The 16,024-nt window shown below is 57.0% G+C and carries 14 protein-coding genes and 1 tRNA gene; 12 read left to right on the top strand and 3 right to left on the bottom strand.

Annotated features, from left to right (window positions below):
- From H9646_RS10490 to H9646_RS10480, 3 genes are all read left to right on the top strand, one after another.
- Positions 1–1,767, top strand: coding sequence for a M61 family metallopeptidase (locus H9646_RS10490; protein ID WP_191723327.1), 1,767 nt, complete (start codon positions 1–3; stop codon positions 1,765–1,767).
- A 69-nt stretch (positions 1,768–1,836) separates the two neighbouring features.
- On the top strand, positions 1,837–2,616 hold the full coding sequence (locus H9646_RS10485; RefSeq protein WP_191723326.1) for an enoyl-CoA hydratase: 780 nt from the start codon (positions 1,837–1,839) through the stop codon (positions 2,614–2,616).
- A gap of 26 nt (positions 2,617–2,642) precedes the next feature.
- Positions 2,643–2,719: transfer RNA gene (locus tag H9646_RS10480), tRNA-Met, on the top strand.
- 77 nt (positions 2,720–2,796) lie between these two features.
- Here H9646_RS10480 and H9646_RS10475 read toward each other — a convergent pair.
- From H9646_RS10475 to ffh, 3 genes are all read right to left on the bottom strand, one after another.
- The gene (locus tag H9646_RS10475; protein ID WP_191723325.1) at positions 2,797–3,210 is read right to left on the bottom strand and encodes a hypothetical protein; all 414 of its coding nucleotides are present in this window, start codon (positions 3,208–3,210) and stop codon (positions 2,797–2,799) included.
- A 74-nt stretch (positions 3,211–3,284) separates the two neighbouring features.
- A complete protein-coding gene (locus H9646_RS10470) occupies positions 3,285–3,851 on the bottom strand; it encodes a C40 family peptidase (protein ID WP_225214127.1) in 567 nt (188 codons plus the stop codon).
- A 205-nt stretch (positions 3,852–4,056) separates the two neighbouring features.
- A complete protein-coding gene (gene ffh, locus H9646_RS10465) occupies positions 4,057–5,448 on the bottom strand; it encodes a signal recognition particle protein (protein ID WP_191723323.1) in 1,392 nt (463 codons plus the stop codon).
- Between the two features lie 260 nt (positions 5,449–5,708).
- Between ffh and H9646_RS10460 the strand changes: the two genes are divergently transcribed.
- The 9 genes from H9646_RS10460 to H9646_RS10420 all read left to right on the top strand — a co-directional run.
- The gene (locus tag H9646_RS10460; protein ID WP_225214126.1) at positions 5,709–6,524 is read left to right on the top strand and encodes a cytochrome C assembly family protein; all 816 of its coding nucleotides are present in this window, start codon (positions 5,709–5,711) and stop codon (positions 6,522–6,524) included.
- Complete coding sequence (locus H9646_RS10455) at positions 6,521–6,748, top strand: PP0621 family protein (protein WP_191723321.1); 228 nt, start codon at positions 6,521–6,523, stop codon at positions 6,746–6,748. The genes H9646_RS10460 and H9646_RS10455 overlap by 4 nt, the downstream gene beginning before the upstream one ends.
- Positions 6,749–6,778: 30 nt before the next feature.
- Entirely contained in the window at positions 6,779–8,509 is a 1,731-nt protein-coding gene (locus H9646_RS10450) for an ATP-binding protein (RefSeq protein ID WP_287915184.1), read from the top strand.
- A gap of 8 nt (positions 8,510–8,517) precedes the next feature.
- The gene (locus tag H9646_RS10445) at positions 8,518–9,972 is read left to right on the top strand and encodes a sigma-54-dependent transcriptional regulator (protein ID WP_191723320.1); all 1,455 of its coding nucleotides are present in this window, start codon (positions 8,518–8,520) and stop codon (positions 9,970–9,972) included.
- Positions 9,956–10,552, top strand: coding sequence for a 1,6-anhydro-N-acetylmuramyl-L-alanine amidase AmpD (gene ampD, locus H9646_RS10440; RefSeq protein ID WP_191723319.1), 597 nt, complete (start codon positions 9,956–9,958; stop codon positions 10,550–10,552). Before H9646_RS10445 ends, ampD begins: the two co-directional genes overlap by 17 nt.
- Before the next feature lie 513 nt (positions 10,553–11,065).
- Positions 11,066–13,972, top strand: a complete 2,907-nt coding sequence (locus H9646_RS10435; RefSeq protein ID WP_191723318.1) for a ribonucleoside-diphosphate reductase subunit alpha — start codon at positions 11,066–11,068, stop codon at positions 13,970–13,972.
- A gap of 277 nt (positions 13,973–14,249) precedes the next feature.
- Positions 14,250–15,335 (top strand): ribonucleotide-diphosphate reductase subunit beta, encoded by a 1,086-nt coding sequence (locus tag H9646_RS10430; RefSeq protein ID WP_191723317.1) that lies wholly within the window; start codon positions 14,250–14,252, stop codon positions 15,333–15,335.
- A 50-nt stretch (positions 15,336–15,385) separates the two neighbouring features.
- Positions 15,386–15,556 (top strand): hypothetical protein, encoded by a 171-nt coding sequence (locus tag H9646_RS10425; protein ID WP_191723316.1) that lies wholly within the window; start codon positions 15,386–15,388, stop codon positions 15,554–15,556.
- Positions 15,531–16,024: hypothetical protein (locus tag H9646_RS10420; RefSeq protein WP_225214125.1), on the top strand; the 494-nt coding region annotated here is incomplete at its 3' end. The genes H9646_RS10425 and H9646_RS10420, both read left to right, overlap by 26 nt.

Raw genomic sequence — 16,024 nt, 5'->3', positions numbered from 1 at the left:
ATGCCTCACACCACCGCCCCCGTTCATTACCGCGTTCAGTTGCATGACCTGCATGCACACCTGTATCGCATCACTTTGACGATTGCACAGCCAAGTGCACAGCAGCGCGTTTCTCTGCCCGTCTGGATTCCTGGCAGCTATCTGGTGCGTGAATTTGCCAAAAATCTGCACGGTCTGCACGCAAGCCAAGGCGAAAAATCAATTGCTGTCCAACAGCTCAGCAAGCATCAATGGCAAGTAGCCTGCCAAACCGAGCATCCCTTGGAGCTCACTTACGAAGTCAGCGCCTACGACACCTCTGTGCGCACCGCCTGGCTGGACCAGCGACGGGGCTTTTTCAACGGAACCAGCCTGCTGCTGCGCGTGCACGGACAAGAAGCACAGGCCCATCGCCTTCAAATTCAGCCTTGCGCACAAGTGCCGCACTGGCAACTGGCAACGGGGTTGACCGCCATCGCTGTCGATGAGCAAAGTTTTGGCACCTACGCAGCAGACAACTACGACGAACTGGTTGATTGCCCTGTAGAGATGGGTGATTTCTGGAGTGGCACTTTTACAGCCTGCGGTGTACCACACCGCTTCGTGGTGGCCGGAGCACCGGCATCGTTTGACGGCCAGCGTTTGCTGCAAGATACCCAGAAAATTTGTGAAGCTGAAATCAATTTCTGGGGCGTAGCACCACACAGCCGCTATGTATTCATGCTCAACGTGACACACGATGGCTATGGCGGGCTGGAGCATTGCAACTCCACAGCGCTGATTTGCAGCCGCCCCGATCTACCGCGCATTGGTACAGAAAAGGCCAGTGACGGCTACATTCAATTGCTGGGTCTGATCAGCCACGAGTACTTTCACACCTGGAATGTCAAACGTCTGCGCCCTGCAGAACTGGTTCCCTACAACTACGATCAAGAAAACTACACGCAGCTGCTGTGGTTCTTTGAAGGCTTCACCAGCTATTACGACGACTTGCTGCTGCGACGCGCAGGTTTGATTGACAGCACGGCCTACCTCAAACTCATCACCAAGACACTGAATCAGGTGCAGCAAACGCCGGGCCGACAAGTACAAAGCGTTGCCCAGTCCAGTTTTGATGCCTGGGTGAAGTACTACCGCCAAGACGAAAACACAGCCAACGCCACCGTCAGCTACTACACCAAGGGGGCCTTGGTGGCCATGTGCCTGGACTTGAAGCTGCGCCAAGAAGGCAACACCACGCTGGATGACACCATGCGCGCATTGTGGCAACGCTGCCAGGGTGGCGCCATGACCGAGGCCGACGTACTGGCAGTACTGCAAGAGCAGACGGGCCGCAGCTGGCATGAAGAGCTTCAGGAATGGGTACACGGTACGCAGGAGTTGCCGCTGCAAGCACTGCTGAGCAGCCACGGCGTGCGCGCAGACATCGACAAACCTGCTCCTGCCCAGGCATTGGGGCTGCGCGTGCAAGAGACGCACAGCGTCATCATCAAGCAAGTGCTGCGTGGTGGTTTGGCCGAGCAAGCCGGCATGATGGCTGGCGATGAGTGGTATGGCATTGAACTGCCTGGAGCAGAGACACCGCCCGCATGGCGTCTCACCAAACTCGAAGAGCTGGATATGTACACAGCCCGTGGCACCTTGCACATCACGGCCTTGGTGGCTCGGGACCGTCAATTGCTTCGCTTGCCACTGAGCTTGCCCGCAGCAGTCACTGACGCTCCTGCCTCCAACTTCCAGCTCAGCATCACCGACGCTGCGGCGCTCGACCGCTGGCTGGCTCTATAAGCCATCTGCTGACAGCTTGGGTATAGTCATGTGCTGGGTTTTCCACACATGACTATTAGGAGATAAGCCTTGGCATACGAAATGATCGAGGTCCGCGTGGAAGCGGACAAAGTGGGCATCATTACCCTCAACCGCCCCAAACAACTCAACGCCCTGAATGACCAGCTCATGGATGAGCTGGGCCAAGCGCTCAAGGCATTTGATGCTGACGAAAGCATTGGCTGCATGATCATTACAGGCAGCGAGCGCGCATTCGCTGCTGGTGCAGACATTGGTGCCATGGCCAAGTACAGCTTTGCCGATGCCTACAAGGGTGACTACATTACCCGCAACTGGGAAAGCATTCGCAGTATTCGCAAGCCCGTCATAGCAGCAGTCAGCGGCTTTGCGCTGGGTGGCGGCTGTGAGCTGGCCATGATGTGCGACTTCATCATTGCTGCTGACAACGCCAAGTTTGGCCAACCCGAAATCAAGCTGGGTGTGATCCCCGGCGCTGGCGGCACACAGCGCCTGCCCCGTGCAGTGGGCAAAGCCAAGGCCATGGATATGGCACTGACCGCCCGCATGATGGACGCCACCGAAGCCGAGCGAGCTGGTTTGGTCAGCCGTGTTGTGCCCTTTGACAAGATGATGGAAGAAGCACTGGGCGCAGCCATCATCATCAGCGGCTTCTCGCAAATTGCTGTCATGGCTGCCAAAGAATCGGTCAACCGTGCTTTCGAAGGCAGCCTCAATGATGGCGTGATGTTTGAACGCCGCCTTTTCCACGCACTGTTTGCCACCCAGGACCAAAAAGAAGGCATGGATGCATTTGTCAACAAGCGCCCCGCGAATTTTATTCACCGCTAAATATTGATATATAATTTCGTTCTCTTGGTCGTGTAGCTCAGTTGGTTAGAGCGCAGCATTCATAATGCTGATGTCGGTGGTTCAAGTCCACCTACGACCACCAAAATATAAAACCCCGCAGTACGCAAGTACTGCGGGGTTTTTCTTTATACCTGCACAGCAGCACCCCAAACGACGCTGCTATTTGACTGTGCCGCCGTCCAGTTTGTGCTTTTCACCATCGCCCTGGGCACCCGTAATCACCGCCGCCATGCCCGCAGCAGGTGTCACCCCACCCTGCCCCTTGGAGGCCTCAGCGTCCGTGGATGGCGGCTGAATGACCTCAATGCTCTCAACCTTCGCTGGCAGCGGCACAGCAGCAGGCAAAGGCTCACGGATATCTGCCTTGGCAACAGGCAGCACATCGTGGCTGCGCAAATAGTTCGTAGAACCAAACAGTGGCTTGCTTGGTGGCGGTTGATCAAAGCGATCAATGGCTGCCATCGGGAAAGTGTCTGCGCGCATTTGCGGGCCTGACTGGTCACAGGCAGTCAGCACGGCCAGCGCAGCCACTGCACTCAATGCGTAAAAACGGATGGGTTGTGTCGTGGGCATGGCTACATCCTCCAAATGCACCATGCTGACCTGTCTGACAACTCCTGTCTGTCAGGCAAATACCCTTGCCATTGCTATGCGAAGATGCTGCGCGCCTCAGTGAACCGTTTGGCGAAATACGGATTGTCCATGCGCACGCGCTGCACCGTGCCACCGCTGGAAGGTGCATGCACAAATTGCCCACTGCCCACAAAAATACCCATGTGGGAATAGTTGCTGCCCATGGTGTTGAAAAACACAAAGTCACCACGCTGCAGCCCCCGTCCTTGCACGGGTGTGCTGGACTGCGCCCATTGCGATGTGGTGCGCGGCAGCTTGCCGGTATGAATGCCCTGCACGGCCCACTGAATCAAGCCACTGCAGTCAAAGCCACCTTCAGGCGAGTTTCCGCCGTAGGTATAGGGCGTGTTGACCACCAGCATGGTGCGCGCCAGCAGGGCCTCGCGCAGATCGGATTGCAGCTGCAAAGGGTCTACCGCGCGTGCGCTGGAGCCGCCGCTGCGCGCTACAGGTGCAGTGCGAGATGCACTTGGGGTACGGGGTGTGCTGGAGCAGCCCGCCAGCACTGCGGCTGCGCTTGCCAGCAACCACATGCGTCGAGTTGCAGGGTGCGGCGCAGAAAGATGAGACGGTGCTTGCATGCCGTGCATTATGGGCAACTTACGAGAAAAAGCAAAAATCAGAGCTTGCAGCGCATATGTAACAAGGAACTCCAATAGTTATCTATCCGAAGTACGCATAAAGCCTGTGCAAGTAGCTCCTGTTTTCTAGCTTCTATCCAGCAAAAAGCCGCATGGCTTTAACAGCGATGCGGCTTGAGCCCGAAATGCAAAGAGGGGGCTGCAATCAGAAAGGCAGCTTGGGCATGCCACCACCGCCCATCATGCCTTTCATCCCCTTCATGCCACCCATCTTCTTCATCATCTTCATCAGGCCGCCGCCCTTCATCTTTTTCATCATGGTCTGCATCTGCTCAAATTCTTTGAGCAGGCGGTTTACGTCCTGCACCTGCACGCCAGCGCCATCAGCAATGCGTTTTTTACGGGTGGCCTTGATGAGTTCAGGGCGTTTGCGCTCCTTGTAAGTCATGGAGCAGATGATGCCTTCCTTGCGCTTGATTTCGCGCTCGGCCTTGTCCATATCCACGGCACCCGCCTTGGCGGTCATCTCGGAGGGCAATTTGTCCAGCAAGTTGGACAAGCCCCCCATTTGCTTCATTTGCTGCAGTTGCGCCAAGAAATCATGCAGATCAAAGCCGTCGCCGCTTTTCAGCTTCTCGGCCATCTTCTGCGCCGCTTGCATGTCCACGCCCTTGGTGACTTGCTCCACCAGCGCCACGATGTCGCCCATGCCCAGCACGCGCTGTGCATGGCGGTCAGCATCAAACACTTCCAGGCCATCGAGCTTTTCAGAGACACCGGCAAACTTGATGGGCGCACCCGTGATCTGGCGCACGGACAGCGCCGCACCACCGCGCGAGTCACCGTCCAGTTTGGTCAGCACGATGCCGGTCAGCGGCAGCGTTTCCTTGAAGGCCTTGGCCGTGTTGATCGCATCCTGGCCCTGCATGGCATCAACCACAAACAGGGTTTCAACCGGATTGAGCGTGGCGTGCAAGTCCTTGATCTCAGCCATCAACAATTCGTCGATGGCCAGGCGACCGGCCGTATCCACCAGCAGCACGTCAAAGTAGTGTTTCTTGGCGTAGTCCAATGCAGCCACGGCAATATCGTGGGGCTTTTGGTCTGGCGTAGAGGGGAACCACTGCGCACCGGCCTGAGCTGTCACGGTTTTGAGCTGTTCAATCGCTGCAGGGCGGTATACGTCACCCGAGACAGTCAGCACCTTTTTCTTGCGCTTTTCAATCAGGTGCTTGGCCAGCTTGGCGGTGGTGGTCGTTTTACCGGCCCCCTGCAAACCGGCCATCAAGATGACAGCGGGTGGCTGGGCGTTGAGGTTGATGTCCGCCACGCCCTCGCCCATGGTGGCCGAAAGCTCTTTGTTGACAATGGAAACCAGTACCTGGCCTGGCTGCAGCGAGCTGATGACTTCCTGACCCAGCGCTTTTTCCTTGACGCGGGCCACAAAGTCGCGCACCACGGGCAAGGCCACGTCAGCTTCCAGCAGGGCCATGCGCACTTCGCGCAGCATGTCCTGTACGTTGGATTCAGTAATGCGGGCCTGGCCACGCATTTCCTTGACGAGTCGCGAGAGTTTGTCGGTGAGTGCGGATGCCATAAGCAGATGTGTCCGAAGAGAGAGAAGCTGCGCCGCGTGCGGCTTGGCCTGACGGCCCGGCGCTTTGGGCAGGGGGCGCAGCTTACGCTGTAGCCCGTGCTGCCCGCCGCGGGCAGCCCTGTACAAACAAGCCGTCAATTCTACCCGTTGAGCACATCACTCGCCCTGTCCAAGGACAGAGCACCCAAGCACTGACGCGGCGCAAGGATGGCAAACAATAGCGGCCCCAGCCCATAGGGCGGGCAGCTATGATTGCAGGCATGGAGTCTTCCACCCACATTTTCACTGGCTCACCCACCTGGGTCATGGCACTGGCCATGGCTGCCATTGCGTCCTATCTCATTCCAGTTTTTGGTGTGCAGCGCATGGCCGAAAGCCACACACGCCTGGCTATGCGCTGTGCCTGGGTTCTTCACCTGCTGACCGTAGCGGCAGGTTTGATGACCACCCCCGCTCGCTTTGGGTTTGCACCCGCGCTGTCCATGACGGCCTGGCTGATGCTGACGGTCTATGCCATTGAACAGCAGCTTTACCCCAAGATGCGCGCCGTTGGCGTGCTGTCTGTGCTGGGTGCACTGACCGTATTGCTGGCGCAGATCTTCCCCGGCAAGCCCATGGCGCTGCAAACATCGGCATGGCTGCCTTTACACTTGGCGCTGGGCATTGCCTCGTATGGGCTGTGTGCGGCAGCAGTCGTTCATGCGGGCCTGATGTCACGCGCCGAGCACCGCATGCGCACGGCCTCCAACGACGAAGGCGGCATGCCTTTACTGATGCTGGAGCGCCTGACCTTCCGTTTTGTCACCGCAGGTTTTGTGCTCCTCAGCGCCACACTCCTGGCAGGCTTGCTGTTTGGTGAATCGCTGTATGGCCGCGCCTGGGTCTGGGACCATAAAACGGTGTTCTCCTTACTGGCCTGGGTGGCATTTGCCCTGCTGCTGATCGGGCGCTCTCGTTTCGGTCTGCGCGGGCGCCACGCCGTGCATTTGATTTATGCAGGGGCTGCGCTCTTGTTGCTGGCCTATGCCGGTTCACGCTTTGTACTGGAAGTCGTCATGCTGGGACGTCTGTCATGAAATATCTACTGGTCGCACTGGTTGTGATTATTGCCATAGGCATTTGGCGCAATAACCGCCGTAAGGCGGGGGCTGTGCCACCACCCAAGCCCCGTCTGCGGCAGCCAGAAGACATGGTCACCTGCGCGCACTGCGGGCTGCACTTGCCATCCAGTGATGCAATCACCAGTCCTGATCGCACGTATTACTGCAGCACTGAGCATCGCCACCTCGGACCACGTTAATCGTTTGGTTGCCCCAGCCCGCTGCCTATCGTGACCACACTTCCTCTTCAAAGTGCGCGCCGGCTCTGGCAGGCTTTTCTGTCCGCCCGGGTGCTGGTTGCAACACTGCTGATTGCATTACAGGTTACGCAGACCTGGACATCTCCCGGCGTGCAGCACCCCGATGTGTATTGGCCGTGGGCATTGACTGGCAGCTACTTCGTTCTTGCGCTGCTGGCCTGGGGACTGCTGCACCAGAAACCTCCCGCTAGCGACTGGCGCTGGCCCTGGCTTCTGCTGCTGGCCGCAGACATCATGGCTATTTGTATCTTGCAAGAGGTGCAAACCGGCAAGATGCACTACACCCCATTGCTGGCGTTGCCGATCTTGACCGTTTCGGTGCTCGGCACCATGCGCATGGCGCTGGCGACAACTGCCAGCATTACCCTGATTTTGCTGGGCACTGATATTTTTCATGCATGGGTTCTGGGGCGCCTGCAAAGCGAGGACTACATGCAAACTGCGCTCATCTGCGCAGGCTTTTTTGCAGTCACCTACCTGACCCGTCAATTGGCGCAACGACTGGCCTATCAAGAACGTCAGGCACGCACCAGCCGGCACGCGGCGCAAACCCATGCCCAGGTCAACAGCTTGATCATCGCGAATCTGACTGAAGGCATCTTGGTCGTGGACAGCACCTACCAGGTCCGCATGGCCAACCCTGCGGCGTGCGAGTTACTTGGCTTGCCTGCACCTTTGGCTTTGCATGATTTATGCCATGCCGAATGGCTCCCTTTGCGCGACATGGTGGATCAGACCTACGCCACCAACCAGGCACTGAGCCAGCACATGCACCTCATGGCTACCGGCCAAAGCACCACGGGGCTGTATGTCCGCACCTGGCTGACCACCAGCATCGCCGCTGATGTCGCACTTCCCGAACTCCGGCACGACACCCATCCTGACAGCCTTCTGGCTCCGCAGCCGTGGCTGTGCGTCATGTTCTTGCATGATTTGCGCGAAGTAGAAGCCCGTATGCGCATTGAAAAGATGGCAGCCATGGGGCGCATGTCTGCCGCTGTGGCCCATGAAATTCGCAATCCACTGGCCGCAATCGTGCAAGCCAACGCCTTGCTGGCAGAAGAACTAACAGAGCCCACTCAGCAGCGCCTGAGCCACATGGTGGAACAAAACGCCCAGCGCCTGGTGCGCATCGCCGAAGACGTACTGGACATTGCCCGCGTGCAGCAGCAAATCCAGCACACCGATTCACGCACCTTGTTGCTAGATGCAGAGCTGCGCCACATCTGGCAAGAGTGGCAGCAACAGCATGCGATGCAGCGCCCCGGTCTTTTCACGCCCAATTGCGCGCAGGCACACGTGGCTTTTGACAGCGAGCACCTGCGCCGTGTAGTGGTCAACCTGCTGGACAACGCCGCCCGCTACTGTGAAGGCAAGCACAACGATGCGCTGCAGCTGCTCACAGGCTCCAGCAGCGACGAACAATTTTGGTTTCAGGTATGGAGCGAGGGTCCTGCCGTAGAAGCCTCTGTACAGAAACACTTGTTTGAACCCTTCTTCTCTTCGCAAAGTCGGTCCTCAGGTCTGGGACTGTACATTTGCAGAGAGCTTTGTCAGCGCCATGGCGGCAGCATCAACTACAGCCGCTGCGAGCGCATGACCGCGCGCGGGCTGCAAACCGGTAACGCATTTACCGTCTACTTCAGAGGTCGACTCCTGCACACGGCCAACGTTTCCTTGTTTGACCCAATTGTGGTGTGATCAAGGCCATGGGAACTTCTACTGCCTCTATTCTTGTTGTCGATGACGAACCAGACTTGCGCACGCTCTACGAGCTCACACTTTTGCGTGAAGGCTACCGCGTACAAACAGCTGGTTCACTGGCAGAAGCACGCGCCCAGCTGCAGTTGTGCCGCTTTGAAGTCTTGATTACCGACATGCGCCTGCCTGATGGTCTGGGCATGGAGTTGCTGCGTGAACTGCGCGAGCAACGTCGCAAGGAGCGCGCCATTGTCATGACTGCATATGGCTCTGCTGAAAATGCAGTGGAGGCGCTGCGCTATGGGGCATTTGACTACCTCACCAAACCGGTTGATCTCAAGCAATTTCGCACCGTCGTAGCTTCTGCAGCACATGGTGAATCTGTCACGTCTGCACCCGGGATGTTTACGCCGAGCACCACCGTAGCGAGCACTACGGGAGCCATCTTGAATCCTTCAGCCGCCCTGGATCGTTTAGTGGGCACCTCGGTGGCCATGCAGCAAGTCAAGCAACGCATCCAGAAGGTGGCCCCAAGCATGGCACCGGTCCTGATTACGGGCGAATCAGGCACCGGCAAAGAGCTGGTGGCGCGGGCTTTGCACGCATGCAGTCACCGTGCGAATGCACCTTGGGTGGCCGTGAACTGCGGCGCCATCCCCGAGCACTTGCTGGAGGCTGAATTCTTTGGCGCCCTCAAAGGCGCATTCACTGGAGCTACGACTGACAGGGAAGGTTTTTTTAGCGCAGCCCGTGGGGGCACCTTGTTTCTGGACGAAATTGGCGAATTACCTCTGTCCATGCAAGCCAAATTACTGCGCGCCATTCAAGAGCGCTGTGTACGCCCGCTGGGAGCGACGCTGGAGGAGCCTGTCGATGTTCGTATCGTCAGTGCAACACACCGCAATCTGGCTGAAGATGTGCAATCGGGCCGCTTTCGCCAAGATTTGTATTACCGCCTCAACGTCATCGACATTGCGATTCAACCTCTGCGTGAACGGCGCGAAGACCTGCCAGCTCTATGCACGGCCTTGCTGCGGCGCATTACGGGCGAGCACATACACGAAGCCTCCTCACTTTCTGCCAGCGTGCTGGCGCAATTGCAGCACCAGCCACTGCACGGCAATGTGCGCGAGCTGGAAAACCTTCTGCACCGTGCAATAGCATTGGGAGAAGAGGCCAATGTGTCAGCAGCCCCAGCAACGAATGAAAATGCGGGCGACAGCAGCAGCCACTTACCTGCAGACGCGCTGCCAGATGATTTGCAGGCTTGGCTGGACCAGCAAGAGCGGGCCATTTTGACGCGTGCCCTGCAAGCCTGTGGCTACAACCGCACGGCAGCTGCGGCACGGCTGGGTATCAGCTTGCGTCAGATCCGTTACCGCATTGCCCGCTTGAACATTCCGATCTCACCTGAAGATATTGAGCCAGCCAGCGACAATGCGCTGTATGACGTGCACCACTGATTCCACGGAAAAAACCGCCGCCCCCCTGTCTTGGCATAAGGGCTGGCTTTCTAGCGCTCAGCATCAGCCGTCACCCAACTTTGGCCAGCGTCCGGCAGGGACACGCATCGACTTGATCGTGATCCACTCCATCAGCCTGCCACCCGGTCAATATGGCACTGGCTGCGTACAGCAGCTTTTTAGCAACCAGCTCAACTGGGATGCGCACCCTTACTTCCAAACCATTCGGGGACTGGAGGTGTCTTCGCACTTTTTTATCACCCGTGAGGGCGTGGTCTGGCAATTTGTCAGCGCCGATGACCGCGCCTGGCATGCGGGGGCATCACAGTGGGGGGGGCGTGACAACTGCAATGATTTTTCTATTGGTATTGAACTGGAGGGTCTGGAAGGCTTGACGTTTGAAGCCTCTCAGTACCAAGCCCTCAGCCAGTTGTGTCAAGCCTTGACTGCCCACTATCCCATCACGCAGATTGCCGGGCATGAACACATTGCTCCAGGCCGCAAACAAGACCCGGGGGCAGGTTTTGACTGGCCCCTGCTGCACACAAAGTTGCAAGCATTGCCACTGCAGTTTCCATAGCAAGACGCAGTAGCACCAGCGCTAGTGCCTTGAAGGCAAGCAACAACAATCCGTACAAAGCGCTGCAGCCGCCCGTGCTCATCGCGTTGTGCCATTCAGCGCCTGCTTTTTGAGAAAACCGTCAAAACACTATATCTAGTGCTTTGACATGGATTTACATCCATATATTTAGCGTCCATATCCCATCACCACGTCAGGGATTTTTTAATTTTTGCGCGCTTTTTATTGCTGCCAACAAAGGCATTCAAGCCCCCTTTGGCCTTGCAAGCCGCACCAGACATGGTTTTTTCCATCTCCAAGCAACGTCCTCAAGGCTTAGCCGCGTGTCAACAAGGAACATTGCCTAGTGCCGGGCATCCACACAATGGTTTTCTTGACCACAGGCCAATACACTACCCCTAGTGTTTTAAATTATCAAAAACACCATTGGTAGAGAATAAATCCTGCCCAACGTGACCATTCAAGGCCTTGCCACATACCGCAACGCCCCACTACCCGTACCAAGAGGCCCTCATGCAACACGCTATGAACAGCTCGAACTCTGATTTTTCAGCGCCCCACACACCCGGTGCTAGCAGTGTTCCAGCGGTACTCGATCAATACCAAATCATTCGCCGCAGCGGGGATGTCGTTCCCTTTTCCCCGCAGAAAATCGCCATCGCCGTCACCAAAGCCTTTCTGGCCGTGCGTGGCCCGCAAGGCGCAGCATCTGTCAGCATCCGCGAAACGGTCGAAGCATTGACCAACGCCGTCGTGCGTGCGTTGCTGCGTTCACGCCCTGAAGGCGGCACCTTCCATATAGAAGATGTGCAAGACCACGTGGAATTGGCCCTGATGCGCGGTGGGCACCAAGATGTGGCCCGTGCCTATGTGCTGTACCGCGAAGCGCGCAACCAGGAACGTGCGGCCGCAAAGAAAAAAGCGCTGGAAGATGCCGCGGCTGCCGCTGCACCGCAGCCCGTATTGCATGTGAGCGACAACGGGGAGCGAATTCCATTGCGCCAGGACCGTCTGGAAGCCCTGATTGCAGCAGCTTGTATCAACCTCAATGCTGACATCAAGCCCGACCCCATCGTGGCAGAAACCCTGCGCAATCTGTACGACGGCGTACCATTGGCCGAAGTCTACAAAGCCTCAATACTGGCCGCCCGCACTCTGATTGAACGCGACCCCGACTACACCTACGTCACTGCCCGCCTGTTGCTGCACACCATCGTGCGCGAAGTCATGGGCCGCGATGTACAGCCCTGTGACATGCCTGCGGCCTATGCAGAGAACTTTCCTGTTTTCATCCAAAAAGGCGTCGATCACGAGCTGCTCAACCCCGAGCTGCTGAAGTTTGACCTTGCTCGTCTGGGCGCAGCCCTGAAAGCTGAGCGTGACCAGCAGTTTGACTATCTGGGCCTGCAAACCCTGTACGACCGCTATTTCTTGCACGTGCGCAAAACACGCATTGAGCTGCCCCAGTCGTTCTTCATGCGCGTGGCCATGGGCCTGGCCATCAATGAACAAGACCACAACACGCGTGCGATTGAGTTTTACGAGTTGCTGTCCTCGTTTGACTTCATGTCCTCGACACCTACGCTGTTCAACAGCGGCACGCTGCGCTCGCAACTGTCCAGCTGCTACCTGACGACGGTGCCCGATGACTTGGGTGGCATCTACGATGCACTCAAAGAAAACGCCTTACTGTCCAAATTTGCCGGTGGACTGGGCAATGACTGGACCCCAGTGCGTGCGCTGGGTGCTCGCATCAAAGGGACCAATGGCGAGTCACAAGGCGTCGTACCTTTCCTGAAAGTGGTCAATGACACTGCCGTAGCGGTCAACCAGGGCGGCAAGCGCAAAGGCGCAGTCTGCGCCTATCTGGAAAGCTGGCACCTGGACATTGAAGAGTTTCTGGAGCTGCGCAAGAACACTGGCGATGATCGCCGTCGCACCCACGACATGAATACAGCCAACTGGATTCCCGATCTGTTCATGCAACGCGTGATGGAAAAAGGCCAGTGGACACTGTTTTCTCCGTCCGATGTACCCGACCTGCACGACCTGTACGGAGCAGATTTTGCCAAGGCTTATACCGCCTATGAAGCGCAAACTGTCAGCGGTGATATTCAGCTGTTCAAAACCATCCCGGCCACAGACCTGTGGCGCAAGATGCTGTCCATGCTGTTTGAAACCGGGCATCCATGGATCACCTTCAAGGACCCATGCAACATCCGCTCGCCCCAGCAGCACGTGGGCGTCGTGCATTCATCTAACCTTTGCACGGAGATCACGCTCAATACCAGCGACAGCGAAACGGCGGTGTGCAACCTGGGCTCCATCAATCTGGCGCAGCACATCACTGATGGCGTACTGGACCACACCAAACTGCGCAAGACCGTGACCACAGCCATGCGCATGCTCGACAACGTCATCGACATCAACTACTACGCCGTCGACAAAGCACGTGACTCCAACTTGCGTCACCGCCCTGTCGGCCTGGGCTTGATGGGTTTTCAAGATGCGCTGTATGCCATGCGCACGCCATACGCCAGCGATGCCGCCGTGGAATTTGCAGACACCTCCATGGAAGCCATTTGCTACTACGCATACTGGGCTTCAACCGAGCTGTCTAAAGAGCGCGGCAGCTATAGCAGCTACCCAGGATCGCTGTGGTCACAAGGCATCTTGCCGCTGGATTCGCTGGAACTGCTGACCCAGCAACGCGGCGGCTATGTTGAAGTCGATCGCAGCACCCGGCTGGACTGGGATGCGCTGCGCGCCAAGATCAAGGCCGACGGCATGCGCAACAGCAACTGCGTGGCCATCGCTCCTACAGCCACCATCTCGAACATCGTGGGCGTTGATGCCTCGATTGAGCCTTCGTTCGGCAACCTGTCCGTCAAGTCCAACCTGTCGGGTGAATTCACCATCATCAACCAGAATCTGGTGCGTGACTTGAAGAAGCTCGGGCTGTGGGACAGCGTGATGGTCATGGACCTCAAGCACTTTGACGGTTCACTGCGCGCCATTGACCGTGTGCCGCAAGACCTCAAGCAGCTGTATGCCACGGCGTTTGAAGTCGCACCCGAATGGCTGGTAGAAGCTGCTGCTCGCCGCCAAAAATGGATCGACCAGGCCCAGAGCTTGAACATCTACATGGCAGGCGCATCGGGCAAGAAACTGGACGAAACCTACAAACTGGCGTGGGTGCGAGGCCTCAAAACCACCTACTACCTGCGCACCACCAGCGCTACTGCGGCAGAGAAATCCACCATCCAAAGTCGCACGCTCAACGCGGTATCGCCTGCAGCTGTTGAAACCAGCAGCGCGCTGGACCGCGCCGCTGCGGCAGCACGCGCCAGCACGGGTGCCCCGGCCACCGACATCAAGTTCTGTGCGATTGATGACCCCGGCTGCGAAGCCTGCCAGTAAGGCCGCTAACAACACCCGCAAACCCCAACCTTGATACGTTATTGCCCAGGCCTTGCCATGTCCTTTGTACAGCTTGGCCTGCGGCTTCGCACCTCGTGTGCATTGCAAGTGTTCGATTTGCCGGGTGGGGTAAGTGGGTCTAAAGCCCCTTCGCATCTACTTTTATTTCATAGCAGCCAGCGCTCATTTAACCAAGGTTTCCGAACATTTTCATTTTGAAACCTTTGTTTCAAAAGCGCAGCCAGCTCTCTTTTTTGCAAAACACCAGGAGCCCGACATGCTGAGTTTTGACGACGAAATCACCACCACCGACACCGCTGCCGCACCTGCACCTAGCGGCGCACATCTGCGCGTGAATGCCGCAGACAAACGCATCATCAACGGCAAGACTGACGTCAACCAGCTCGTGCCCTTCAAGTACAAATGGGCCTGGGAAAAGTACCTTGCTACTTGCGCCAACCACTGGATGCCGCAAGAAGTGAATATGACGCGCGATATTGCACTGTGGAAAGACCCGAACGGCCTGACAGAAGATGAGCGCCGCATCGTCAAACGCAACCTGGGCTTTTTCACCACGGCAGATTCGTTGGCGGCCAACAACATTGTTCTAGGGACTTACCGCCATATCACCGCACCAGAGTGCCGCCAGTTCATGCTGCGTCAAGCGTTTGAAGAAGCCATCCATACACACGCCTACCAGTACATCGTGGAGTCGATCGGCTTGGATGAAGGCGAGATCTTCAACGCCTACAACGAGATCAAATCCATCCGCGACAAAGATGAGTTCCTGATCCCGTTTATTGAGTCGATCATGGACCCGCACTTTCACACGGGCACGCCTGAAGATGACCAGACACTGCTGAAATCGCTGATCGTTTTTGCCTGCCTGATGGAGGGCCTTTTCTTCTACGTGGGCTTCACGCAAATCTTGGCACTGGGTCGCCAAAACAAGATGGTGGGCGCTGCCGAGCAGTACCAGTACATCCTGCGGGACGAGTCCATGCACTGCAATTTCGGCATCGATCTGATCAACCAGTTGAAGCTGGAAAATCCGCACCTGTGGACACCTGAATTCAAGGAAGAAATCAACGCCCTATTCCGCCAGGCAGTGGACCTGGAATACGCATACGCCGAGGACACCATGCCGCGTGGCGTACTGGGTATGAATGCATCCATGTTCAAGGGCTACCTGCGCTACATCGCCAATCGACGCGCCACACAAATTGGCCTGGAAGAGCTCTTTCCTGGCGAAGAAAATCCGTTCCCATGGATGAGCGAGATGATCGATTTGAAGAAGGAACGTAACTTCTTTGAGACACGTGTGATCGAATACCAATCCGGTGGTGCACTTTCTTGGGATTAAGTCTCGATAAAGCCTCGCAAACTCTTGCAATGGAATTCATAATGCGCCCCATGCCATCACAAATTATTTCTACAGGTGATGGCATGGGGCGTTTGTTTGTCCATGCGTCGAACCACTCCACGTCGCTATGGCTTGAGATCGCTCTTGGAGTCCGATCGCTCAAACGCTGTGTGCAAATTGATGAAGGAGAAAACGATGGCAACTGCAAAGAAAGCGGCTGATAAAAAAGCCACCCCCGTAACTAAATCCGAAGCACCTAAGAAGGTTGTGACTGCCAAGGCTGCTGCGCCTAAGAAGGCTGTTGCTGCCAAGGCCGCTGCGCCTAAGAAGGCTGTTGCTGCCAAGGCCGCTGCGCCTAAGAAGGCTGTCGCTGCCAAGGCCGCTGCGCCTAAGAAGGCTGTTGCTGCCAAGGCTGCTGCACCTAAGAAGGCTGTTGCTGCCAAGGCCGCTGCACCTAAGAAGGCTGTTGCTGCCAAGGCTGCTGCTCCTAAGAAGGCTGTTGCTGCCAAGGCCGCTGCACCTAAGAAGGCTGTTGCTGCCAAGGCCGCTGCACCTAAGAAGGCTGTTGCTGCCAAGGCCGCTGCTCCTAAGAAGGCTGTTGCTGCCAAGGCTGCTGCTCCTGCCAAGAAGGCTGCTGCTCCTGCTGCAGAAACCACGGCACCTGTGGCCAAGACTGTTTTGGCACCGCA

The sequence above is a fragment of the Comamonas avium genome, from assembly GCF_014836675.1.
Taxonomy (GTDB): domain Bacteria; phylum Pseudomonadota; class Gammaproteobacteria; order Burkholderiales; family Burkholderiaceae_C; genus Comamonas; species Comamonas avium.
This window is presented reverse-complemented; position numbering and strand designations above follow the sequence as displayed.